Origin of the sequence: Vagococcus xieshaowenii, assembly GCF_004792515.1 — a bacterium.
GTDB lineage: Bacteria > Bacillota > Bacilli > Lactobacillales > Vagococcaceae > Vagococcus_A > Vagococcus_A xieshaowenii.
In genome coordinates this window covers 884,377-907,574 of the sequence record NZ_CP038865.1, presented here as the reverse complement: position 1 = coordinate 907,574, position 23,198 = coordinate 884,377, and the positions used below count along the sequence as shown (strand labels likewise).

Annotated in this window: 25 protein-coding genes and 1 other RNA gene; 6 read left to right on the top strand and 20 right to left on the bottom strand. The window is 35.3% G+C overall.

What is annotated here, in order from left to right:
- Positions 1-6 precede the first annotated feature (6 nt).
- From E4Z98_RS04400 to E4Z98_RS04365, 8 genes are all read right to left on the bottom strand, one after another.
- Positions 7-1,296: a dihydroorotase gene (locus E4Z98_RS04400; RefSeq protein WP_135254807.1), complete on the bottom strand. Its 1,290-nt coding sequence runs from the start codon at positions 1,294-1,296 to the stop codon at positions 7-9.
- Between the two features lie 4 nt (positions 1,297-1,300).
- Entirely contained in the window at positions 1,301-2,233 is a 933-nt protein-coding gene (locus E4Z98_RS04395) for an aspartate carbamoyltransferase catalytic subunit (RefSeq protein WP_135254808.1), read from the bottom strand.
- A gap of 21 nt (positions 2,234-2,254) precedes the next feature.
- A complete protein-coding gene (locus E4Z98_RS04390; RefSeq protein WP_135961172.1) occupies positions 2,255-3,538 on the bottom strand; it encodes a solute carrier family 23 protein in 1,284 nt (427 codons plus the stop codon).
- A gap of 147 nt (positions 3,539-3,685) precedes the next feature.
- A complete protein-coding gene (gene pyrR / locus E4Z98_RS04385) occupies positions 3,686-4,219 on the bottom strand; it encodes a bifunctional pyr operon transcriptional regulator/uracil phosphoribosyltransferase PyrR (protein WP_135254810.1) in 534 nt (177 codons plus the stop codon).
- A gap of 209 nt (positions 4,220-4,428) precedes the next feature.
- On the bottom strand, positions 4,429-5,334 hold the full coding sequence (locus tag E4Z98_RS04380) for an RluA family pseudouridine synthase (RefSeq protein ID WP_135254811.1): 906 nt from the start codon (positions 5,332-5,334) through the stop codon (positions 4,429-4,431).
- A gap of 9 nt (positions 5,335-5,343) precedes the next feature.
- Positions 5,344-5,787, bottom strand: a complete 444-nt coding sequence (gene lspA / locus E4Z98_RS04375) for a signal peptidase II (protein WP_135254812.1) — start codon at positions 5,785-5,787, stop codon at positions 5,344-5,346.
- 13 nt (positions 5,788-5,800) lie between these two features.
- On the bottom strand, positions 5,801-6,499 hold the full coding sequence (locus E4Z98_RS04370; RefSeq protein WP_135254813.1) for a CBS domain-containing protein: 699 nt from the start codon (positions 6,497-6,499) through the stop codon (positions 5,801-5,803).
- A complete protein-coding gene (locus E4Z98_RS04365) occupies positions 6,492-6,890 on the bottom strand; it encodes a hypothetical protein (RefSeq protein ID WP_135254814.1) in 399 nt (132 codons plus the stop codon). Before E4Z98_RS04365 ends, E4Z98_RS04370 begins: the two co-directional genes overlap by 8 nt.
- Positions 6,891-7,076: 186 nt before the next feature.
- Between E4Z98_RS04365 and E4Z98_RS04360 the strand changes: the two genes are divergently transcribed.
- Positions 7,077-7,292: a cold-shock protein gene (locus E4Z98_RS04360; RefSeq protein ID WP_135254815.1), complete on the top strand. Its 216-nt coding sequence runs from the start codon at positions 7,077-7,079 to the stop codon at positions 7,290-7,292.
- A 51-nt stretch (positions 7,293-7,343) separates the two neighbouring features.
- Here E4Z98_RS04360 and E4Z98_RS04355 read toward each other — a convergent pair whose 3' ends face one another.
- Positions 7,344-7,769 carry an EbsA family protein gene (locus E4Z98_RS04355; RefSeq protein WP_135254816.1) on the bottom strand — a complete coding sequence of 142 codons (426 nt, stop codon included), beginning with the start codon at positions 7,767-7,769 and terminating at the stop codon, positions 7,344-7,346.
- A gap of 96 nt (positions 7,770-7,865) precedes the next feature.
- Between E4Z98_RS04355 and E4Z98_RS04350 the strand changes: the two genes are divergently transcribed.
- The 3 genes from E4Z98_RS04350 to E4Z98_RS04340 all read left to right on the top strand — a co-directional run bounded on the left by E4Z98_RS04350 (position 7,866) and on the right by E4Z98_RS04340 (position 9,737).
- The gene (locus tag E4Z98_RS04350; RefSeq protein ID WP_135254817.1) at positions 7,866-8,279 is read left to right on the top strand and encodes a ribonuclease HI family protein; all 414 of its coding nucleotides are present in this window, start codon (positions 7,866-7,868) and stop codon (positions 8,277-8,279) included.
- Between the two features lie 92 nt (positions 8,280-8,371).
- Entirely contained in the window at positions 8,372-8,872 is a 501-nt protein-coding gene (locus E4Z98_RS04345) for a DUF1836 domain-containing protein (RefSeq protein ID WP_135254818.1), read from the top strand.
- 13 nt (positions 8,873-8,885) lie between these two features.
- Positions 8,886-9,737, top strand: coding sequence for a DegV family protein (locus tag E4Z98_RS04340; protein WP_135254819.1), 852 nt, complete (start codon positions 8,886-8,888; stop codon positions 9,735-9,737).
- 107 nt (positions 9,738-9,844) lie between these two features.
- Here E4Z98_RS04340 and E4Z98_RS04335 read toward each other — a convergent pair whose 3' ends face one another.
- From E4Z98_RS04335 to E4Z98_RS04310, 6 genes are all read right to left on the bottom strand, one after another.
- Positions 9,845-11,374, bottom strand: coding sequence for a YfcC family protein (locus E4Z98_RS04335; RefSeq protein WP_135254820.1), 1,530 nt, complete (start codon positions 11,372-11,374; stop codon positions 9,845-9,847).
- A 177-nt stretch (positions 11,375-11,551) separates the two neighbouring features.
- Complete coding sequence (locus E4Z98_RS04330) at positions 11,552-13,057, bottom strand: carboxypeptidase M32 (RefSeq protein ID WP_135254821.1); 1,506 nt, start codon at positions 13,055-13,057, stop codon at positions 11,552-11,554.
- Between the two features lie 26 nt (positions 13,058-13,083).
- Positions 13,084-14,244 carry a THUMP domain-containing class I SAM-dependent RNA methyltransferase gene (locus E4Z98_RS04325; protein ID WP_135254822.1) on the bottom strand — a complete coding sequence of 387 codons (1,161 nt, stop codon included), beginning with the start codon at positions 14,242-14,244 and terminating at the stop codon, positions 13,084-13,086.
- A 99-nt stretch (positions 14,245-14,343) separates the two neighbouring features.
- Positions 14,344-14,713, bottom strand: an RNA gene (gene rnpB / locus E4Z98_RS04320) — RNase P RNA component class B.
- A gap of 24 nt (positions 14,714-14,737) precedes the next feature.
- A complete protein-coding gene (gene gpsB / locus E4Z98_RS04315; RefSeq protein WP_135254823.1) occupies positions 14,738-15,163 on the bottom strand; it encodes a cell division regulator GpsB in 426 nt (141 codons plus the stop codon).
- Between the two features lie 107 nt (positions 15,164-15,270).
- Positions 15,271-15,816, bottom strand: a complete 546-nt coding sequence (locus E4Z98_RS04310; RefSeq protein ID WP_135254824.1) for an SLOG family protein — start codon at positions 15,814-15,816, stop codon at positions 15,271-15,273.
- A gap of 58 nt (positions 15,817-15,874) precedes the next feature.
- Between E4Z98_RS04310 and recU the strand changes: the two genes are divergently transcribed.
- A complete protein-coding gene (gene recU, locus E4Z98_RS04305; protein ID WP_135254825.1) occupies positions 15,875-16,498 on the top strand; it encodes a Holliday junction resolvase RecU in 624 nt (207 codons plus the stop codon).
- A complete protein-coding gene (locus E4Z98_RS04300; protein ID WP_135254826.1) occupies positions 16,485-18,875 on the top strand; it encodes a PBP1A family penicillin-binding protein in 2,391 nt (796 codons plus the stop codon). Before recU ends, E4Z98_RS04300 begins: the two co-directional genes overlap by 14 nt.
- 56 nt (positions 18,876-18,931) lie before the next feature.
- Here the strand turns inward: E4Z98_RS04300 and trmD are convergent, their stop codons facing one another.
- The 5 genes from trmD to E4Z98_RS04275 all read right to left on the bottom strand — a co-directional run bounded on the left by trmD (position 18,932) and on the right by E4Z98_RS04275 (position 23,141).
- A complete protein-coding gene (gene trmD, locus E4Z98_RS04295; RefSeq protein ID WP_135254875.1) occupies positions 18,932-19,672 on the bottom strand; it encodes a tRNA (guanosine(37)-N1)-methyltransferase TrmD in 741 nt (246 codons plus the stop codon).
- 1 nt (position 19,673) lies between these two features.
- On the bottom strand, positions 19,674-20,189 hold the full coding sequence (gene rimM / locus E4Z98_RS04290; protein ID WP_135254827.1) for a ribosome maturation factor RimM: 516 nt from the start codon (positions 20,187-20,189) through the stop codon (positions 19,674-19,676).
- A gap of 105 nt (positions 20,190-20,294) precedes the next feature.
- The gene (locus E4Z98_RS04285; protein ID WP_135254876.1) at positions 20,295-22,448 is read right to left on the bottom strand and encodes a heavy metal translocating P-type ATPase; all 2,154 of its coding nucleotides are present in this window, start codon (positions 22,446-22,448) and stop codon (positions 20,295-20,297) included.
- Between the two features lie 53 nt (positions 22,449-22,501).
- Positions 22,502-22,708: a copper chaperone CopZ gene (gene copZ / locus E4Z98_RS04280; protein ID WP_135254828.1), complete on the bottom strand. Its 207-nt coding sequence runs from the start codon at positions 22,706-22,708 to the stop codon at positions 22,502-22,504.
- Position 22,709: 1 nt separating this feature from the next.
- Positions 22,710-23,141, bottom strand: a complete 432-nt coding sequence (locus E4Z98_RS04275; RefSeq protein ID WP_135254829.1) for a CopY/TcrY family copper transport repressor — start codon at positions 23,139-23,141, stop codon at positions 22,710-22,712.
- Between the last annotated feature and the right edge of the window lie 57 nt (positions 23,142-23,198).

Here is a 23,198-nt window from a genome sequence, read left to right as displayed (position 1 = left end):
ATGTTCTTAACCTTCCTTTGCCCAAACGATTTCTCCGTTTACAAAAGTATACAGAGTTTCTGCTAAAACTTTTTCACCGATAAATGGTGTATTGATTGATTTTGATTCAAAATCTGCTGGATTTATTTCAACTTCTTTATCCAATTGATAAATAGCGATATCAGCCGGACTACCTACATTTAACGTTCCGCAACTCAAACCAAAAACATCGGCTGGTTTAATCGTCATCCAATCAACCACTTGTTTTAACGTGAAGCGTCCTGTTTTCACAAAATGCGTATACATTAATGAAAAGGCGGTCTCACTTCCGACAATTCCAAATGGTGCTTCGGTCATTGAAACTGATTTTTCTTCAGTTGTATGTGGTGCATGATCAGTTGCTATACAATCGATTGTCCCATCTAACAATCCTTCAATTAAAGCCGCTTGATCATCCAGTGCTCTAAGCGGCGGATTCATTTTGTAATTAGCATCATCACAAGGAATATCTTCTTCTGATAAAATCAAATGATGAGGACAAACCTCACACGTCACGTGAATGCCCGCTTGTTTTGCTTCACGAATAATTCGTACACTTTCTTTGGTTGAAACATGACAGACATGGTAGTGAGCGCCTGTTTCTTCAGCAAGTAATAAGTCACGAGCAATTTGTGATGACTCTGTTGCACTAATAATTCCTGGTAAATTTAACTCTTTAGACTTCTTACCGTGATGCATACAGCCACCAAACAATAAGCTTTCATCTTCAGTGTGTGCCACAATAGGTAATCCTACTTTAGCTGCTTCTTTCATCGCGAGATACATAGTTCCTGCAGTTTGCACACCAACTCCGTCATTAGTTACAGCAAAAACGCCTGCTTCTTTAAGTGCTTTATAATCAACTAACTCTTCACTTCTTAACCCTTTAGTAATTGTTGCATATTGCAAAACATTGACTACTGCATCTTTTTCAATGATACGTTCCACTGCTTGCCAATTTTCGACTGTATCTGGTACTGGATCTAAATTAGGCATAGCACATACGGTTGTATATCCACCTCTTGCGGCGGATAAACTGCCTGTTTTTATCGTTTCTTTGTGAGTGAATCCTGGCTCTCTAAAATGAACATGAACATCGACTAATCCGGGAGTTAAAAGCGCACCTTTTGCATCGATAATTTGATCACTATCCAAATGAAGCATTTGTAATTGTTGACCTTTCATTTGGATGTTGCCGTTTTTAATGTAAATATCTGTTTGAATTAATTCGTTACGTTCGTTTAGCTCTTTTCCATTGATGATTAACGTTGTCTTCATTTGTTTACCCCTTTGCTTTTCCTTCAAGAATTGCTTCTAAAATGGCCATTCTCATGAACACCCCATTGCTCATTTGTGAAACAATACGCGATTGATAACTTTCAACCAGTTCATCTGCTAATTCAACTTCGCGATTAACTGGGGCTGGATGCATGATAATAGCCGTTGATTTCAATCGCTTGGCTCGTTCAGTAGTCAAACCATACGTCTGATGATAAACTTCCTTAGAAAATGACTCGCCTGAATCATGACGTTCATGTTGTACTCTTAATAGCATAACCACGTCAACTTCCTCTATTAATTCGTCAATGTCTTTATATTGCCCATACACATCAAACTGAGCGTCATACCACTGACTTGGCCCTGAAAAATACAGGTCTGCACCCAGACGATTTAACATTTGCATATTAGACTTTGCGACACGAGAATGACTTAGATCACCGATAATGGCTACTTTTAACCCTTCGAAATGACCAAATTCTTCATAAATCGTCATCAGGTCTAGTAAACATTGGGTAGGATGCTGACCGCTGCCATCTCCTCCATTTATAATCGAACATCGAATCGTTTTGCTTTGAATCAATTGATTATAGTAATTTTCTTCCCAATGTCTAATGACACATACATCAACACCAATTGCCGACATGGTTAACACCGTATCATACAAAGACTCGCCCTTACTTACTGAGCTTGTTTTACTATCAAAATCTAGCATCTTAATACCTAATCGATGCTCCGCCATTTCAAAACTCTTATGGGTACGTGTACTATTTTCAAAGAAAAGATTCGCTGCGTAGTATTCTTTCAAATGATCTGGAGTCAAAGCACCTTGCTTAAATTCTTGTGCACGTTTAATTAACCCCATTACTTCATTATCATGTAATGCTTCGATTGTTAATAAATGCTTTAAACTGACTTGTTCTCGATTAATGATCACTTGGTTTCCCCCTATAAGTGTTTATTTTTCGCTTGCTGCTTCTTTTGGAAGCACTAAGTTTAATACGATACCGAACAACGTTGCTAAAGCCATTCCTGAAAGCTCAAATGTTCCTGTTTTTAACACTAGATTACCGATTCCTACAACTAGAATAACTGAAGCAATGATTAAGTTTCGTTTTTTATCAAAATCAATTTTATTATCAATAACAATTTTCATCCCACTTGCAGCGATAACTCCGAACAAGATAAAGCTAATCCCTGAAATGACTGGTCCTGGAATACTATGAATAACCGCGCTTACTTTCCCTACAAAACTCATTACAATGGCTAAAACCGCTGCACCACCTAGTACAAATACACTATGAATTCGTGTAATAGCTAGTACCCCGATGTTTTCACCATAACTAGTAACTGGTGGTCCACCAACTAAACCAGCTGTAATTTGTGCCAACCCATCTCCTAGTAAAGTACGATCTAAACCTGGATCTTCAAAGTAATTACGTTTTGTTAATTTATTTAATACTGATACATGTCCCATATGCTCCGTCATTGTGACAAAAGCGATTGGTGCCATCATTAAGATTGCATTCCAATGAATGGTTGGTTGGTATTGAACAAATGGAATATGAATGTCCGGCATTGCTAACCATAAAGCATTTGTAATGACGTTCGTATCCACAATGCCCATTGCTAAAGCGACAAGATAACCACTTACGATTCCTAATAAAATTGGAATTAACCCTAGAAATCCTTTTAAAAACATATTGAAGAAAATCGTTAAAGCTAACGTGATTAACGCTACGATGATATATTTCACTTCATATTCACCTGCTGCGTTATACATGGCGTTGTTAGCCGCATTTGCAGCTAAACCTAATCCAATTACCATAACTACGGGCCCAACAACAACCGGTGGTAACACTTTATTAACCCAGTCAGAACCAATTTTTTTAATGATGAATGATACGATGATGTAAACAAGTCCTGTTGTGATTGCCCCTTGAGCGACCGCTCCGTATCCTGCATTTGGGTTATCCATTAATAATTTCATTGCTGGTATGAAGGCAAAACTACTTCCTAGATAAGCAGGAATTTTAGCTCCTGTGGTAAAAATGTAAACCAACGTGCCAATCCCTGAACTCATTAAGGCAACACTAGGATCAATTCCTACTAAAATTGGAACCAATACTGTCGCCCCAAACATTGTAAACAAATGTTGGAAACTCAAGCCTAATCCTTGAATAAAACTCGGTTTGTCATGTACATCTAATACTGCGTCTTTGTTTCTAAATTTTTCTGTCATATTTATTTTCTCCTTTAATTGTGCTAATAAAAAAACTTCCTGTGCCCTAGACACAAGAAGTTCGCCTAAATAAAGATAGTTTTAGTCCTATCTCTAGATTTAACCGCTCTTCTATGTCTCACGGGACATAATTAAAAAGCATTTATTTTATTTTTTAATGTAAATTCCTTCATCATTGTCATACTCTCTGATATGAACAATAATTTCTTCGTCAAGTGCCGTTGGAATGTTTTTTCCAACAAAATCTGCTCGAATTGGTAATTGTCGATGTCCTCTATCAACTAAAACGGCTACAGATACTTTTGCGGGACGGCCAAAATCCATTAGTGCATCCAAAGCTGCTCGAATCGTACGTCCAGTGAATAAAACATCATCACAAAGAATCACTTGTTTACCATTGATATCTACTGGAATATCTGATCCTTTTACTCTGGCTTCTTGCATTGATTGATCTGGTGTAACATCGTCACGATAAAGTGTAATATCTAATTCACCAACCGGTACTTCTTTACCTTCTAATTGTAACAAGCGTTGCGCAACACGTTGGGCAATATAAATCCCTCGTGTTTTAATTCCAACAAGGATGACATCTTCAATTGATTTGTTACGTTCAATAATCTCATACGTGATACGTGTAATCGCTCGTGTCATTGTCATTTCATCCACTACTTCTTTTTCCATTTTTTTCTACCCCTTTTCTATTGAAATAAAAAAACCTACCTCGTAATCCGCGAGATAGGTTGGAAATGTCCATGTATATACATAACTAGGGCTATAATATGCCTACTAAGTTTCTACTGGTATTTCCTTGTTAGCCTCACGGGACTATCCTTAAAGGAATTAACTATTTAATTCTTGTTAATCATAACGTTATTTATCATTGTTTGCAACTATTTTTTTAGTAAACCATTTAACGTATCTTGGAAGATAGCGGGAAGCGGTGCTTCGAATAGTAGTTCCTCACCAGTCTTAGGATGAACAAATCCCAACGTTGCAGCATGTAAGAATTGACCATTCCCTTTAAGCGTACCACTTGGTCCATATACAGGATCCCCTGCAATTGGGTAATCAATATACTTCATATGGACACGGATTTGGTGAGTACGACCTGTTTCAAGTTGACACTCTACTAGCGTGTATCCTTGGTATCTTTCTAATACAGTAAAATGAGTAATTGCTTTTTTTCCTTCTGGACGCACAGTATTAACTAAGCGATTGCTATGAGAACGACCAATCGGCGCATCGATTGTACCTGTTTCATGTTGGATTTCACCATGTACAAGTGCAACATATTTACGAATTACTGTTTTATCCATTAATTGCTCTTGTAACGCACGATGGGTTTCATCATTTTTTGCGACCATTAACAATCCACTTGTATCTTTATCGATACGATGAACAATTCCTGGTCTTATGACATCATTAATCCCTGATAAATCTTTACTATGAAACAATAAGGCATTTACCAAGGTGCCATCTGGATGACTTTTAGACGGATGAACGACCATTCCTTGTGGCTTATTAATCACCATGACATCATTATCTTCATACACAATATCAAGTGGGATATCTTGCGCTATTAACTCTAATTCAACTATTTCAGGACGCTCAATACGAATCACATCGCCTGATTTCACTTTATAATTGGCTGGTACAGCATCACCATTAGCAAAGACATGACCATTTTTAACCCAATTTTGAATCTGAGAACGTGAAAACTGTGTGAATTCAGCTGTTAAAACCTTATCTACTCGTCCTTTTTGACTATCAACTACTACTTCTAATATTTCGTTCATACATAACCCCTAATCTTCTTCTGCTACAAAAAACAGATAAATAAAAATACAGACAACACCAATCGATATACAGACATCTGCTATATTAAAAATTGGAAAATTAAAAAATTCGACTTGGAACATATCAATCACATATTTTAAATGCAGGCGATCAATAAAATTACCTATAGCTCCAGCTAAAACGGCTGTTAAACCAAGTGTTAGCCACTTTGAATCTTGACGGTTCTTATAAATCATGACACCTAATACACCAATCGCAATGATCGTAATAATATAGAAAAACCACATTTGCCCTTCCAACATACTCCATGCAGCGCCATCATTTTGTAAATAGGTTAAAGATATAATAGGATTGTGAAAGATTGTCTCTCCTAATGCAATGTTCTGGACTGTCCAGAATTTCACTGCTTGATCTATCGCGACTAGTGCGATAACCAATAATAAATAAATCATGTAGCTTCCTCTCTTACTTATAAAAATGACCAAACGCATCTCTTGGTCTGATAATACCTAGTAATTTCCCATTTGGATTACCATCTTTTGTGATTAATAATGCTTCTAGAGAAGATTCAGTCAAAAACAAATTGACGACTTCACTTAACGTTGCACTTTCCGTAACAAAACGGTAATTTTGACTCTTACGATCAGATATTAATACATCTTTCGCTGTTTGACGACTAATATCAATAGATGAGTTGTTTGCGTGTTGGGCTAACCATAATCCTAGACCATGTGCTGTAATTAAGCCTTGGCAAACACCTCTAGTATTATAAATAGGAAACTGTGAATAACCCTTCTGAGCAACAATCGTTAACAACTCTGCTAATGGTTTATCTTCATTAAATCCCGTCACATTTTTTTCAAATAAAGGAATGACTCTTTCAGGGTTTAATACAGCTTGTTCTATTTCAATTATTCGTTTAACGACCCACTCGTTTGGTTCAGCAATCACAAAATCAGGAGCAATTTGATCATGAATAATAGCATTTCTTAACTGCGCCATTTGAATTAAATCATCTGCATACTGATCTAATGGTAACTCTTTTCGTCTAGATAATTGACGAACCAATTGAGTAAAACCAATATTTGTTTTATCACCAAACTCTTGACGCATCCATTTTTCGATACGATTAAAAGTTGCTAAAAACTCTTCTGTGTTATTCATCTAATGGTACCTCATCAATTTTTTTAATCAAATAAAATCGGTTAGACATGACAATACCAAAAATCAAATAAAATACAATAATAAAAATTGCTAACAGCCACTGTTGAAATAAGATTGGGAAAATAAACAGTAAAGTAAAAATGGTGATATACGTACGCATAATATTGGGATTTGATGAAATTTCAAATGTTGCCCCTTCATCTTCTTCAGATAATGTCACTTCATTACTTTTTAAAAGTGAATATTTTGCACGTAATACATCACCAGCTTGATAGTCGATTTCTTTACTATCATTATGGGATAACTTAGTAAAAGAACGTTTATTCATTAGAATATCAAAGGGAGTTCCCATTGCAAAAAATCCTGTATTTCTCTTTAATTTAATTTTCATCACTAACATCCTCTCAATTACTAATCATCATTAATATCTCGCTAAGTTACATTATAGCGTATCTAAAGCTTTTTTGTTAAATAATCTTTCATTTTTTTTTGAAAAACATGTCTTTGATTGACCTTTATTAAAAATAACCCTATAATAAAAGCGTATACAAAAATTGAAAACTTGGAGGAATGTGAAATGGCTCAAGGTATCGTCAAATGGTTCGATGAAAAAAAGGGGTATGGCTTTATTTCTTATGATAATGAGGAAATTTTCGTACATTTTACAGGAATCCACCAAGAAGGTTTTAAAACACTAAAAGTCAATCAAGATGTAACATTTGATATCATGGAAAGTAAGCGTGGTCTTCAAGCCACAAATGTTCAAGTTATAGAAAAAAGTGAAGGTCAATAAACCTTCACTTTTTTAATACCTTTAAAACTGATAATAACTCCCGTTAACCTATTACTTAACCACTCTACCAACGATATCGCCTTGAAACGTCTGATGATTAGCTACAGTCTCCACAAACTCTTGAAGTGTCCTGTTTTTCATCATACAAACCATTTCCATTTTTTTACCCTGTTTACTTTCATGAAGAATTGTAAACCCATTGGAACCAATCGAGATTTTCTTAACTTCACTAATTGCTAAACTTTTATTTTTTTTAGGTATTCCTAATAAAAAAATTAATTCATGCTCCTGCACAACAATACGTCGTCTAAGGCCAAAATAAGTTAACAAGACACCTAATATCACCAAAACAACAGCTAGCCAAGAAAACGTAATTTTTTCTAATGTAATAATAGCTGCACCTAACAATAAACATAAAGCAAATGACCAATAAATAATGGTATGTGCTAAATCTGGTTGATAACGATATTTCTTCATTGCTTTATCTTTCCCCACATTGGTTATCTATCTATAAAATGATAAAATAATAGTATCATACTTTCTCTCATATATAAAAGCTATAGGAGTGATTTTTTGTTAAAAATTTATATTGACGCTTCAACAAAAGGAAATCCTGGACCGAGTGGCTTAGGAATTGTATTTGTTTCTAATCATTTACACCATCAAGTAGCGCTACCTGCTCCAATTATGAGTAATCATGAAGCAGAATTCCTAGCATTAGAAACAGCCTTAGAATACGCCATCGAACAAAACTGGCATCAGGAAACAACTTACATTTATTCTGATAGCAAAGTAGTTGTCGAAACAATGGATAAACAATACACGCATAACCCGTTATTTAAACCATATCTCAAACGAATTGAAATGTTATTCGAAGATTTCCCACTACTATTTCTACAATGGATTCCAGAATCAAAAAATAAAGGCGCAGACAATCTTGCTCGTCAAGGTCTCGCCCAAACACTTCGTCAAATGAAACTGTCTTAAGAAAGACAGTTTTTTTGGGTTTTATTTTTAAATGAAGTATGTTATAAATAGTATATAGTTTCGAAAACTAAATAAAGAGGTTATTATAATTAATGGAAAACGATTACTACCAAGAGATACTTGAAATTAAACTACCTAGATGGAATGAGTTACCTGAAATTGATTTATATATGGAACAAGTCATTCAACTTGTGGATCGTGCAACTTCACCTTTTAAAGTTAATGACAGTAAAAACAAGTTAATTACTTCAAGTATGGTTCATAACTACGTGAAGCACGACTATATTCTATCCCCAGTTAAAAAAAAATACGACCGTAGACATCTAGCCAGATTAATCATTATCACGATATTAAAACAGTCATTTGAATTACCTACTATTCACCAAGGTATTCTTAAACAAATTGACCAAGGAGATTATCGCCTAGCATACGACCACTTCTGTGAGCAACTTGAGGACACTATCAGAACCCTCGTAATCAGTTTAAATGATGGCAATATCACCATTAATCGCACCGATGATAAATATCTGACTGTCCAGATGGCCACTATCACACTTGCATCAAAACTAATCACTGAAAAAACATTGAAATAAAGGAGTACTTAAAATGTCAGAAAAAATTGCGCTACTAGTTGATTCAGGAATGGACGTTCCTACAACCGTTTTAAATAAAGATGGGGTCTATGTTGTTCCCTTAAATATTATTTACCCTGAAGGAACCTATATTGATAAAGTAACTATCACATCAAAAGAAATTTACGATCGTTTAAGCAATGAAATACCGTCTACCTCTCTACCTAATGGTGAATCAATTGATAAAATATTTAATCAAATTATTGAAGATGGCTACTCTCATTTAGTGATTGCGACTATTTCTAGTGGGTTAAGCGGTACTCATAATATTTTAAAACTAATGGCTAAAGACTACGATAACTTAATATGTGGATTTATAGATAGTTTAAGCATCGGTATTGGCGGTGGTTTACAAGGTGTCGCCATTAAAGAAATGATTGATAATGGGCAAAGCTTTGATACTATCGTCTCTCAAGCACAAGAAAACATCGAAAAATCTCGTGTCTTCTTCAGTATCCCTACACTTGAATACTTGAAAAAAGGTGGACGAATTGGTTTAGTTACATCTATACTAGGAACGGCACTTAACCTAAACCCTGTTATCTCTTGTAATAAAGAAGGTATCTATTATACCGTAACTAAGGCACGTGGCAGAAAAAAAAGTTTAGAGAAAATGGTACAAGAAGTAGAAAAATTCGTTGGCAACCATTCATCTTATGACTTAGCCGTCGCTTACGGTAACTGCGTTGAAGAAGCCAAAGCGTTAAAAGAAGCACTTGAACAAAGATTTCACCACATCAATCAAATCTTTATCGATGAAGTTAGCCCTGCTTTAGGCGTACATACGGGGCCAGGTGTACTTGGCATTGGTGTAATTAAACGATAAAAATCTCTATAACAAATAGGACTGATGAAGGATTTTTCCTTCTTCAGCCCTATTTTTGTATTTAATTTTTGTATTTAATTTTTGTATTTAATTTTTGTATTTAATTATTAAATTAAAACACCAATACTTAAAGCAATTAATGCCATTAAAACTAAAATAACTAGTAACTTGCTAACAAATTTTAACCACTTATCAAATCCCACATGGACAAGAGATAATGATACTAAGATTAGACCTGTTGGCGCGATTAAACCGATTGTTCCTTGTCCCCAGTTATAGGCACTGACAATCATACCACGATCAATTCCCACTACATCTGCAAGTGGTGCCATAATTGGCATAGATAATACCGCAAGACCTGAGGATGATTGAATAAAGAATCCTAATACTATATAAACAAAGTATAAGACACAGATAAATAATACGCTATTCATTCCTGAAATCAACTCACTGAACTTATACATCACGGTATCACTTACAAAACTACTCTCCATTACAATACTTACGGATCTAGCCACACCAACTGTTAATGCTACACCAAGTAAGTCACTAGCTCCCGAAACAAAGCTATTAACATATTCTTTTTCTCCCAGTCCGGCAATAAAAATTAAAATATAGACTAAAGCTAAGAAAACCATTGAAATCTCAGTAAAATACCAACCTAATTGTTGAACACCATAAATCATTACGACAAATCCTAAAACAAACGCTAATAATGTTAATTTTTTTCTCGTCGTAAATTCTATAACTTCGCCCTCTTGATGAGGTTTTAGGAACATCTTTTTTTGGCTTTCCATTTGGTCAGCAATTAAAGATTTTTCCGGATTTTTTCTAACTTTTTCAGCATATCTCATCGTATAAAGAATAGACACACCAACGCATAACACCCACATAATCATTCGCATAGGCATCGCGTCTCCAAAGTTAATTCCCGCTGAATTAGAGGCAATAACAACTGAAAACGGATTAGTTGTCGAAATCATGGAACCTACAGCACTACCTAGATAAATAGTGGCGATTGCTGTAATGGTATCATATCCAGACAACAGGAAAATTGGGACTAAAATTGGGTAAAAGGCAATCGTTTCTTCTGCTAACCCAAAAGTTGTTCCACCTAGTGCGATTAGCGTTGTAATAATCACAATTAACCATTTTTGCTTACCATTCATCTTCTCAGCAAGTTTCATCATTCCAGCGTCCATGGCACCTGTCGCATTGACTACTCCAATAACGCCACCTAAAATTAAAATAAAGACAATAATGTCTACACTATCAATAATACCATTAATTTGAGATTCTAAAAACTGCCTAATCGTACCGGTTACGCCACGTTTGGGCTTTACAATTTCCTGATAAGAATTTGGAACAGCTACAGGTTTATAAATCGTACCATCAGTAAATTTTTCTAGCTGAATTTTAATCCCGTATTTATCTAATGTTTCTTGTGTTGCTGGTTCTTTTTCTACTTGATCCTTAGCATCTGTAATGACAAAAGTATCATTAGCATCATTGTAGGATAGTGTACTGTATCGACCTGACGGGATAAAAAATGTTAACATTTGCACTAATAATAATACCACGATGATAACCGAATAAGCCGTGGGAAACTCCCTTTTTTTCTTTACATCTTTTACCATACTATCACTCCTTTTTTTAAGTACGTTAATTATACCACTCGATAAAATGTTAGAATATAGGATAGGAAGCTTTTCACTTTTTTCTAATTTATATTTAATTTAAAAAGCTGTTCCAACAAGTCCCTTGTTAGTAAACAAAAGGTTGCAATGTTAGAACAGCTTTTTAATCAATTTTAATTATGCTTCAATTTGATACGCAGAATAGTACATATTTTTTAAGAATGTTAATAGATAATTAGGATTTAAATCTTCTCCTGTTGCTTGTTTAATTAACCAATTTGGTTTCTTTGAAGCTCCATATTGGTGAATGTGATGCTTATTCCACTCAATAATAGCCGAATAATCGTCACTAGCTAGCGTCGTTTGAATATCAATTTCTTTATTCATTGCATGTTCTAGCTGAGCTGCATACATATAGCCTAATGCATATGATGGGAAGTAACCGAAGCTTCCACCTGACCAATGTGAATCTTGAAGAATTCCTTCTAAATCATTTTCTGGACGAATCCCCAAATACTCTTCATACTTGTCATTCCAAATAGTAGGCAAATCTTCCACTGCTACCTCTTCATTAAATATCATTTTTTCGATTTCATAACGAATAATAATATGTAACGGATAAGTTAAAGAGTCTGCCTCAATTCTAATTAAACTTGCTTGTGATTGTTTTAAGCCACGATAAAAGGTCTCAAAATCTATATCTTCAAAAGTTTCACCCGTAATATCTTGTAATACTGGGTATTGTCTCTTCCAAAAATTCTCGCTACCAGCGACTACTAACTCATTAAACAACGATTGCGACTCATGTATTCCCATCGATGCACCGCTTGCTAATGGCGTATAGGCAAATTCAGAATTAATATTCTGTTCATATAAGCCATGTCCCGCTTCATGAATCGTACCTAGGACAGCCATTTGAAAATCTTCTTCAGCCCAACGTGTGGTAATACGCACATCATTCTGATTCAACGTTAATTCGTACGGATGAATAGTGTCATCTAAACGACCACGGGATAAATCATAGCCTAAATCAGCTATCACCTTCTCAACGAATTGACGCTGCTGTTCTTTAGATACATGACGATATAAAAAATCCGTTCTAGGCACAACACCTTCTGAAGCTATTTTTTCTCTAATCTCCATGATTCCCGTTCTAAGCGTTTTGAAAACTTCATCTAGTTTTTCAACGGTCATTCCCGGCTCATATTGATTTAATAGAACATCATAAGGCGTTACTTCATCTTTTTTCCAAAGTGGAATAAATTGTTTAGTATATTGAATTAACTCACTTAATGACGCTTTAAAATCATTAAAATCTTTTGATTCACGAGACGTTACCCAATCACCATGCGCTTGCGTTAATGCTTTTTGAAATCCTAGATAACTTTCTTTATCTATCTTGTGATTTAAGTCAAACTCTTTCTTTGCGACTTCATAAGCCTGCTGAGCTAATACACTTAATTCATTCGTTCTGTCTTCAAAATAAGTCATTAAATCAGTCATCTTTTCACCAAAGTTTAACTCATAAGATAAGCCACTTAAGTAAGCTATCATCTCTCCACGTTGTTCATTCGCTTTATCAGGCATACCAGTAGTCATATCCCAATGCGCTAAACCAATCGTTTCGTTTAATAAAGAAATTTCTTTTAAATGTTCCAATAAGTCTTTTTCACTATACCCCATTTACGCCACTTCTTTCTGTTAATTAATTACGCCTCAATCACTGTTTCTCTAGGTTTTCTAGGTGGGCGTTTACCCCAAAATTGGAATAAGTCTGTACGAATAGCTCCGTTGTACAACTTACGTTTTTTTGTCGCACGTTCGCCGTAGTATTTTTCAAATTCTAAATCACTTGTTAAAATATATTTGCTCCATGTATCTAATGGTCGATAAACATCACCCATTTGTTTATATAACTTATGAACAGATGCTTCTTCACCCAAACGTTCACCGTATGGAGGATTTGCAATAATCACACCGTATTCTTTGTCCGTTGTAAAGTCACTTAATTGCATTTGTTTGAAAGTAATAGAATTCGCTAATCCGGCCTCTTGCGCATTTTTCTTAGCTACTTGAATCATACGGCCATCAATATCGCCACCTAAAATGTCAACTTCTACATCATAATTAGCCTTTTCTTCAGCTTCTGCTCTAACTTTGTCAAAGATTGCTGGATCAACCCATGCCCACTCTTCACAAGCAAAATCACGATTAAAACCAGGGGCAATATTATGAGCAATTAAGGCTGCTTCAATACAAATTGTTCCTGATCCACAAACCGGATCATAAAAAGGACGATCACCACGCCATTTTGATAACTTAATTAGCGCTGCTGCCATATTTTCTTTTAATGGTGCGCCACCTTTATCAATTCTGTAACCACGTTTGAATAGACTTGGTCCAGTTGTGTCTAATGTGATCGTTACTTTATCTTTCAATAAAGCAACTTCTAATTGATACAACGCACCTGTTTCAGGTAAACGACCATAACGACTATAATAATCACTTAATCGTTTAACAATCGCTTTTTTAGTAATTGCTTGACAGTCAGATACACTAAAAAGTTTTGACTTAATTGATTTACCTGCTACTGGGAAATTAGCATCCATTGGTAATAGCTCTTCCCACGCAATAGCGTTTGTTTGATCAAATAATTGTTCAAACGTTGTTGCTTCAAATTCTGCGACAATAATTTTAATACGGTCTGCGGTACGTAACCATAAATTTGCTGTCGCAATTGTTTCAATATCTCCGTGGAAAATAGCTCGGCCATTTTCTACTTCGCAATCAATACCTAAGTCACGAAGTTCCTGTCCAACTATGGCTTCAATACCACTAGCGGCTGTTGCCATTAATTTAAATTGTTTCATCTAATGTTACACTCCTAAATGTTTGTTTGGTTTTTTATAATGTTAAAAAAGCTTTCCATTGAAACCAACGGAAAGCTCATTGTCCTGTTTATTGTAGTTTTCTATAAGCCATGTTCTGTATTGGTTTTCCCAGGAACGAAAAACCAACGGTAATAATCTGTCTACAAAGATTACTTTGTTCCCTTTCTACGTTCAATTCCGTGAAAAGAATGCCCCGACCATAATTTGGGTTGCTCTCTCGAGGGGTTTACCCGTTCCACTGTTTGGATTTCTCCAAGCACTTCGTCACTGTGGCACTTTCAAACTTACTCAAGCATAGTCATAAGACCTTAGCTTTTTTAGTTGCCGTAACTCAAAAATGAGTCCCTTAGCTTATTTTTTCGCTAAGCACGAACACTACAAGCATCGCAGCTTGTGAGAGCATGGACTTTCCTCAACAGTCAAAAGACTGCTGTAATTACCCGAAAACTACAAGATAATAATCGTTAAACGATTAAAATTGTTTTGTTTGTTCTAAATCTTCTTCGACAGTTGATGTCAAAGGTGTTGTTTCAATTTTTGTTTCACTCACTTCTGGTTCGGAAACATCTGCTTCTTTCTCAGCAAGTTTTTTACCAAACACTTCTTTTTCTAAGTTAGATAAGCGTTTAATAATGTCAAAATTTGTTACTGTTGTTGTTTGTTTTGGAGATTCTTGACGAATACGAGATAATGTTTCGGTACTACGTGTTAATTGATCAACTTTTGCTACTAAGCGTTCATTCTCTTCACGTAATTCAATCAATTCACGATTGTATTGTTCATAATCTTTAATAATGCTATCCAAAAATTCGTCGACTTCAATTGGATCGTAGCCACGCATTTTTTGTTTAAATTCTTTTTGCAAAATTTCTTTAGCAGATAAATGATAATTTTCCATTTTTAGGCACCCCATTTATTTCTTGATGTCACAATATATGATAATTTAATTGATTAAATATGTTTTCTTTTATCATTGTAACGAAAATTCCTTAGAAAATCAAACAATTATTCGCTTTCTGAGGCATCTTGTAAGGAAAACATATCAATTAAATCTACTTGATAGTCCGATTCGTTCAAATAAGCATCTATTTCTTTTAATATGAACTCTGTCTTACCAGGATATTCCTTATCATAGACTAATAATGAACCGTCCGTATGATCTAGAATAAAGCGTGTATGATTTTTCAATTGACTAGGATGCTTATAAGGTTCAAAAGATACACTATTAACATAATCCGCCCACTGCTCAACCTCAGAAAATTTCAATTGGTTTGCTTCGTTCCAATTTCCAGAAAATTCAGCATATGGCGTAATCAAGCCTAATTTAATACTATAACCTTCTGACTTCAATTCATTAATCACCTGACTCGCCCAATATTCACTACCTAGATTACCACTAACAAGAAACCATTCTACTCCTAGTTCAATATAACTTATTAGATGCTTTTTCAATGCTTTTTTAATGATAGTTATTTTAGGATCTGTTTCTTTAAAAATACCTAATTCAAACGAGCGATAACCGGATATGTATAAAGTCTTCATGTTTCTCACGCCAATCTTTCCTTTCTAAAACTTTTTTTGTTATAATAACTCTAGGAGTGTGATAAAAATGGCAGTTAATTATCCAAATGGGCAACGTTATCAAGGTATGAAGAGTGCCGTAAAACGACCTCAAGTACGCCAGCAAACATTTGGAAATCGAGGGATGACATTTGAACAGATGATTAATGATAGCAATGACTATTATTTGTCTAAAGGTGTGGCCGTGATTCATAAGAAACCAACACCCATTCAAATTGTAAAAGTAGATTATCCTAAAAGAAGTGCAGCAACTATTAAAGAAGCCTACTTCAAACAAGCCTCTACCACAGATTATAATGGCGTATACCAAGGCAAGTACCTTGACTTTGAAGCAAAAGAAACGCAAAATAAAACCTCATTTCCTTTGTCTAATATACATCAACATCAAATTGATCATATGCAACAATGTCTTGCTCAACAAGGACTGGTCTTCCTTCTAGTTTATTTTAGCACACTAAAAGAATGCTACCTACTAGAAGCCAATGATTTATTAATGTGGTGGAATCAAAAAGATTTGGGTAAAAAATCCATTCCTTATAAATATTTCCAAGATCATGTCCATAAAGTACCAATCAAAATTGCCCCACGAATTGCGTATCTAGAAATAATCGATACCGTTTTTAGAATAGGAGAAAACGATGACAAACAATAAAAAAGAAACAAATAGAATGTCTAATCATCAAAGAAATAACTTCACTACCAAAAAAAGTAGTTCAACCAAAAAGAACCTATTAAAAGCTTTAGCGATTATTGCATTAATAGGCTGTTTAGGTATGCTTACTGGTCTAGCAATTTTTGTTAATTACGCCAGACAAGCCCCTGCTTTAGTTGACAAAGAATTGGAAGGCATCAAATCCTCAGATTTATATGATGTGAATAATGAAGTTTTTTATACTTTAGGTTCTATTAAACGTGAAGTCGCCTCAAGCGAGCGTATTCCAACTGAGTTAAAAAATGCCATAATCTCAATTGAAGATAAACGTTTTGAAAAGCACATTGGCGTTGATCCTATCCGTATATTTGGTGCTTTGGCATCAAATATTACAGGTACAAGCAGTGGTTTACAAGGTGGTAGTACCCTTACTCAGCAATTAATAAAATTATCTTTCTTTGATACTTCTGCCGCCAATCAAACCGTTAAGCGGAAAGCTCAAGAAGCATGGATGGCTGTTAGATTAGAACGTGAAAAATCAAAAGATCAAATTATTACTTATTATATTAATAAAGTATATATGTCTAATGGTATTTATGGCATGAAGACAGCCGCAAATTACTATTACAACAAAGACTTAAGTGAACTAAGCCTTGCTCAAACAGCACTATTTGCTGGATTACCTCAAGCTCCAAGTGAATATGATCCTTATCTTAACCCCGAAGGAGCAAAAAAACGTCGTGATTTAGTACTACAGCAAATGTATGAAGATAAAGTAATATCAAAAAAAGATTATAAAAAAGCTGTTGCTGAACCTATTGATAAAGATTTAGTTAAACAAAAAGATACCTCAGAAGAACAGAAAATAGTTGATAACTATGTCACAGAAGTTATCAATGAAGTAAAAGAAAAAACAGACCGTGACATTTATTCAGATGGCTTAGATGTCTATACAAATATCGATTTAGATGCACAAGAATATCTATACAACTTAGTGAATACTGATGAATACATCAATTTTGAAGATGATAAATTGCAAGTAGCTGTTACCGTAATAGATCCTAACAATGGAAATATTATAAGCCAAATTGGTAACCGTAAAGCACCTGAAGATGCACAATTAACACAAAATCTTGCAACAAGTAATGGCCGAGATTTTGCATCTGCTATGAAACCATTAAACGTATACGCACCTGCAATTGAATATCTAAACTATTCAACTGCACAATTCATTATCGATGGACCGTATAAATATCCTGGCACTGATCAAGATCTGATGAACTATGATAATCTGTACCGAGGCACCTTAACCATGAGAGAAGCCTTAATCGATTCACGTAATGTGCCTGCTGCTAAAACTATTCGTGAAGTTGGGTTTGACAACGTAGAGAAATTACAAAAGAAACTAAATATTTACAATGAAGATATCGGTGTTGTTGATTCAAGTGCCATCCATCAAGAAATCAGTTCCTTAAAAATGGCAGCCGCTTATTCAGCTTTTGCTAATGGTGGAAAGTATTATCAACCAAGTTACGTCCATCGTATCGTCTTTAACGATGGATCAGAACAGTTATACGAAGACAGAGGTACTCGTGTCATGAAAGATTCTACTGCGTACATGATTACGGATATGTTAAAAGACGTTATCAACCGCGGTACAGGGCAAAATGCACAAATATATGGCATCTATCAAGCTGGTAAAACTGGTACATCGAACTATGATGAAAGTGTTGAAGATAAAGTCAAAGGTGATGGGGTTCCAAATATCAGCTTTGTAGGTTATACAAAGGACTATGTCATTGCTGTCTGGATTGGTTATGAAGATTTCTTCCAAGCAATACCTAAGTCTCAACAGGGAATTGCAATGTCAATCTATCGAAATATGATGTCGCATTTAATGAGTAATATTAGTTCTACCGATTGGGAACAGCCTGAAACTGTCGTAAGATATGGTAGTGAATTATATGTCAAAGGGCATACGGTTACGCAACCTGTTACGCCTTCCTATTCAGCTCCAGTAAACACAACACCTAGCACTTCGGCGGAAAAGGAACCTGAAGAAGTTGAGGAACCTGATGAATCTGACGAGCCTGAAGCGTCTAAAGAATCAGAAGAATCAGAAGAATTAGAAGAATCTAAAGCGTCTGAAAAACCAGAAGAATCTAAAGAATCAGAAGAGTCTAAACCGAGTGAGCAACCTAGTACAGAACCAAGTGAACAACCTGATGAAAAGCCACAAAGTTCTGAAGAACCCGCTCCTCCTAGCTCAAGTCAAAGCGCTGAAAAACCAGAACCCGAACCAGCGCCATCTTCAGAAGCCAAGGTTTCTCAAAATAATCAACAAATAGCGATACCCGAAAGTTCATCTAGCAACTGATGACTATAGACACTAAAAGACGTTACCTACGATAAAATATCATAGGTAACGTCTTTTTATTGTTCTGTTTCTTTTTTGATTTCAGCTAATAACTTTTCCATTTGTGGTGTGAATTCGAGCATTTTTAACATCTCTGGTCGACGTAAATACGTACGACGTAGTGATTCTTTCAGACGCCATTCATCAATCAATTTATGATTGCCATTTGTCAACACTTCTGGTACTTTCATCCCTTTATAATCAGCAGGGCGTGTATAATGTGGATGTTCTAATAAGCCTGTTGAGTGAGAATCAGTCACAGCCGATTCATCATTACCTAGTACATCAGGTAACAATCTGACCGTGGCATCAATCATAACCATTGCGCCAAGCTCTCCGCCAGTCAATACATAATCACCTAGTGAAACTTCATCTGTCACTAGTGAACGAATTCTTTCATCATATCCTTCATAATGCCCACAAATAAACACTAAGTGTTCTTCTTCAGAAAATTCTTCCGCCACTTTTTGATTAAAAGGAATACCTGCCGGATCAAGTAAAATCACACGTTTCTTAGTTTCCGGTGACTGCTCATTAATATGAGCTAAGGCATCGTCGATTGGTTGAACTTTAAGTAACATACCCGCTCCACCACCATAAGGGTAATCGTCCACTTGTTGATGCTTGTTATCAGAAAAATCTCTGAAATTATGAACATTCACTTCTACCAAATCACGTTGTTTAGCCTTACCTAATATTGATTCGTTCATCGGACCATCAAACATTTTGGGAAATAACGTTAAAACATCTATTTTCATTTTAGTCAAGCAACCCTTCTGGAATTTCAACCTCAACACGTTGGTTTTTGATATCTACAAGTTTCACTACTGATTCAATATACGGAATTAAAGCATCTTTTTGACCTTTACGTTGTATAACCCATACATCGTTGGCACCTGGTTGTAAAATTTCTTTAATTTTACCTAGCAATACTTGATTTTCATCAAACACCTCGCATCCGATAATTTCATGGAAATAAAATTCATTTTTAGGTAATCGTTGTGCGTCTTCTTTTTTTATCTTTAAAATACCTTCACGATATTTTTCGACATCGTTAATATTAGGATGGTTTTCAAAACTCAAAATATCAAAGTTCTTATGTTGACGATGGCTTTTAACAATAAGTGTAATAGGTTCTTTATTTTCTTGGAATAGGAATAGTTGATTTCCTACTTTGTAGCGTTTTTTTGCAAAATCAGTTCTTGAAATCACTCGAACTTCCCCTTTAATACCTTGAGTGTTAACAATTTTTCCTACATTTAAAAATTCAGTCATTCTCTCACATCTTTCTTTTTTAGTCTTCAATATTGTAACATTACTTCTCAAAACTGACTACTTAAAAAAGTTTAGGAAGAATATCAAAGACATTCTTCCTAAACGTTATTTTAATTTTATTCGGTTTAGACTTAGGGAATTCAGCAATACACAAATTGAGCTAAAAGCCATCGCGCCTCCAGCAATAATTGGATTTAGTAAACCAAATGCTGCAAAAGGAATTCCTATGACATTATAAATAAACGCCCAAAACAGGTTTTGTTTAATTTTACGCAATGTTTTTTGTGATAACTCAATTAGTTGGTGTACTTTAGTTAAATCTCCTTTTACTATAGTGACATCCGCACTTTCCATTGCAATATCTGTCCCACTTCCCATTGCGATACCCAATGTAGCGTTCGCTAAAGCAGGGGCATCATTAATACCATCACCCACCATGCCAACAAATTTTCCATTAGCTTGTAACATGTTGATATAATTAGCTTTTTCTTCGGGTAACACTTGTGACATTATTTGATTAGTTGGAATATCAACTTGTTTAGCAATATGTTCAGCTGTTGCTTGATTGTCTCCCGTTAGCATATAGGTCTCAATTTGTTCGTTGTGTAGTTGTTTGATAGTATGAACGGCTGATTCTTTTACCTCATCAGCAATTGCCATCGCTCCAATCACTTCATTACTATCTGCTACATAAACCACTGTTTTCCCCATTGCTTCTATTGGTGCAATAAGTGACTCATATGGCTTAACATGAAAACCTTTTGATTGCATTAATTGAGCATTTCCTATCATATACACCTGATTGTTTATTTCACCAGTAATACCGAACCCGACTGTAGCATGAAAATTTGTAACAGACAATCGTTCCCCTTGATAATAAGAAACAATGGCTTGAGCTAATGGATGTTCTGAATGACTTTCTAATGAAGCACCTATTCTGATTAACTCAATGCCAGAATAATGATTAGAAAAAAGAATAGTCTCTGTTACCTTTGGTGTTCCTTTGGTTAAAGTACCAGTTTTATCAAATACTAGTGCGTTTATACTTGCTGCTTTCTCTAACGCCTCACCGTTTTTAATCAAGATACCATGTTTAGCACCCCGTCCTGTTCCAACCATAATAGCTGTGGGTGTTGCTAATCCTAAGGCACACGGACAAGCAATAACTAGCACTGACACACTATTAATTAGCGCTCGCTCAACATCTTTACTTAGCCAAAAAGTTAAAAGAAAGGTTATCAAAGCAACAACTAACACAACAGGTACAAAAATCGTTGAAATTTTATCAGCTATTGATTGAATCGGTGCTTTAGAACCTTGAGCGTTTTCAACCATTTGAATGATTTTTGATAATAATGTATTCTGGCTAGTTTGTTCAGCTTTAAAAATAAACATCCCTGTTGTATTTACTGTGCCACTATAAACATCATCGCCTATCTTTTTTTCTACCGGAACACTCTCACCTGTCAGCATGCTCTCATCAATAATTGAATGCCCCTCAATAATCTTTCCGTCTACGGGTATCCGACTACCTGGAATGATTTTCACATGATCTCCAACAATTACCTCTTCAACTGATACAGTTTGTTCCTTACCATCTCTAATAACGACCGCTTCATCTCCTGCGAGTGCCATTAACTGACGTATCGCGTCACTTGTTTTATTTTTCGCTTGATGTTCTAAATACTTTCCAAGCAAAATTAAGGTAATAATCATCGCACTTGATTCAAAGTATAAATGCGTTTTATCCCCACCAAAAAAACCATTATATAGACTAAGTAGGTAAGCCGCACTCGTCCCCAAAGCAACTAATACATCCATGTTTGGCGCTTTAGTTTTTAGAGAATGATACGCTCCTTTATAAAATCTAGCACCAATCAAAAATTGAACAGGTGTCGCTAGAACTAGCTGAACCCATGGCTTATGAACAAACATCACAAGAGGATGATGAACACCTAACATCATTAGAATCATGCCAATTAACATTGGAGCAGTTAGCAATATACTCCATAATAACTCTCGTTTCATCTTTCTAGTTTGCATTGCTTGCTCTTTAGCAATCTGAGCTTTATGAGCTTCATCATATAAAATAGCGCCGTAACCGATTGATTCAACAGCATGAATAATTTGGTTACTATTCACCGTTTCATCAAACGTCACGGTGGCTTTTTCGGTTGCCAAGTTGACATTCGCATTTATTACTCCGACTGTTTGTTTTAATTCTTTTTCAACCCGTGCAGAACAATTGGCACACGTCATTCCTGTGATTACAAACGTTTCTACTTTACTATTTTCCACTTGCTTCACCCCTTTTAAATCGACGCTGTAAAGCCTAGTTGATGAATCGTTGAAATAATGACTTCATCTGTAACACACTGCTCGTCAAACTTAACAATTGCTTCCGCTTTTTTTAAGTTAATCTTTATTTTTTTTACGCCATCTAAAGAACTCACTGCTTCTTCTATTCTTGAGACGCAATGTGCACAGCTCATTCCGTTAATAGTATATTTTTGTTTCATTCTACTTTCCTCCTTCTAAATGACACGTACATTGTCCTGGTATACAGTTACACGCGATGCTATCAGGTGCTGTTTGTTTTTTGTGTTCTAATAAGTCAAGTAGTTCTGTGATATCTGATTGCGTCATCTCTACTTGTTCTATTAAAGAATGTAATACCTCACCTTGTTTTTTAGCACATACTTGTGACATTAAATGTGATAATTTGTGCTTAATGGCTTCGTTTTCTGAAATAGTTGCTTGGTAAATAAACTTATTTCCCGATTTGTTTGCTACTAAATAATTTTTTTGAACCAAACGGCTCAATAACGTTTTGACTGTAGACGTTTTCCAGGATGTTTTCTTTGACAAAACAGACACAATCTCACTACTTGTTACTTGTCCATTCGCCCAAACAACACGTATAATTTCCCATTCTGCTTCACTAATTTCCATAATAACGCCTCCTTACAACTTAAGTCTACAACTGTAGACGTTTTATGTCAAATAAAA

Coding starts and splice junctions, on each gene's coding strand:
- pyrR (WP_135254810.1), bottom strand. CDS start 4,219: ATGGAAAAAGAAGTAGTGGATGAAATGACAATGACACGAGCGATTACA.
- gpsB (WP_135254823.1), bottom strand. CDS start 15,163: ATGGAAAATTATCATTTATCTGCTAAAGAAATTTTGCAAAAAGAATTT.
- E4Z98_RS04300 (WP_135254826.1), top strand. CDS start 16,485: ATGACAAACAATAAAAAAGAAACAAATAGAATGTCTAATCATCAAAGA.
- E4Z98_RS04360 (WP_135254815.1), top strand. CDS start 7,077: ATGGCTCAAGGTATCGTCAAATGGTTCGATGAAAAAAAGGGGTATGGC.
- rimM (WP_135254827.1), bottom strand. CDS start 20,189: ATGACTGAATTTTTAAATGTAGGAAAAATTGTTAACACTCAAGGTATT.
- E4Z98_RS04335 (WP_135254820.1), bottom strand. CDS start 11,374: ATGGTAAAAGATGTAAAGAAAAAAAGGGAGTTTCCCACGGCTTATTCG.
- E4Z98_RS04355 (WP_135254816.1), bottom strand. CDS start 7,769: ATGAAGAAATATCGTTATCAACCAGATTTAGCACATACCATTATTTAT.
- E4Z98_RS04330 (WP_135254821.1), bottom strand. CDS start 13,057: ATGGGGTATAGTGAAAAAGACTTATTGGAACATTTAAAAGAAATTTCT.
- E4Z98_RS04275 (WP_135254829.1), bottom strand. CDS start 23,141: ATGGAAATTAGTGAAGCAGAATGGGAAATTATACGTGTTGTTTGGGCG.
- copZ (WP_135254828.1), bottom strand. CDS start 22,708: ATGAAACAAAAATATACTATTAACGGAATGAGCTGTGCACATTGCGTC.
- E4Z98_RS04345 (WP_135254818.1), top strand. CDS start 8,372: ATGGAAAACGATTACTACCAAGAGATACTTGAAATTAAACTACCTAGA.
- E4Z98_RS04370 (WP_135254813.1), bottom strand. CDS start 6,499: ATGAATAACACAGAAGAGTTTTTAGCAACTTTTAATCGTATCGAAAAA.
- E4Z98_RS04325 (WP_135254822.1), bottom strand. CDS start 14,244: ATGAAACAATTTAAATTAATGGCAACAGCCGCTAGTGGTATTGAAGCC.
- recU (WP_135254825.1), top strand. CDS start 15,875: ATGGCAGTTAATTATCCAAATGGGCAACGTTATCAAGGTATGAAGAGT.
- E4Z98_RS04380 (WP_135254811.1), bottom strand. CDS start 5,334: ATGAACGAAATATTAGAAGTAGTAGTTGATAGTCAAAAAGGACGAGTA.
- E4Z98_RS04285 (WP_135254876.1), bottom strand. CDS start 22,448: ATGACGTGTGCCAATTGTTCTGCACGGGTTGAAAAAGAATTAAAACAA.
- trmD (WP_135254875.1), bottom strand. CDS start 19,672: ATGAAAATAGATGTTTTAACGTTATTTCCCAAAATGTTTGATGGTCCG.
- E4Z98_RS04340 (WP_135254819.1), top strand. CDS start 8,886: ATGTCAGAAAAAATTGCGCTACTAGTTGATTCAGGAATGGACGTTCCT.
- E4Z98_RS04400 (WP_135254807.1), bottom strand. CDS start 1,296: ATGAAGACAACGTTAATCATCAATGGAAAAGAGCTAAACGAACGTAAC.
- E4Z98_RS04365 (WP_135254814.1), bottom strand. CDS start 6,890: ATGAAAATTAAATTAAAGAGAAATACAGGATTTTTTGCAATGGGAACT.
- lspA (WP_135254812.1), bottom strand. CDS start 5,787: ATGATTTATTTATTATTGGTTATCGCACTAGTCGCGATAGATCAAGCA.
- E4Z98_RS04390 (WP_135961172.1), bottom strand. CDS start 3,538: ATGACAGAAAAATTTAGAAACAAAGACGCAGTATTAGATGTACATGAC.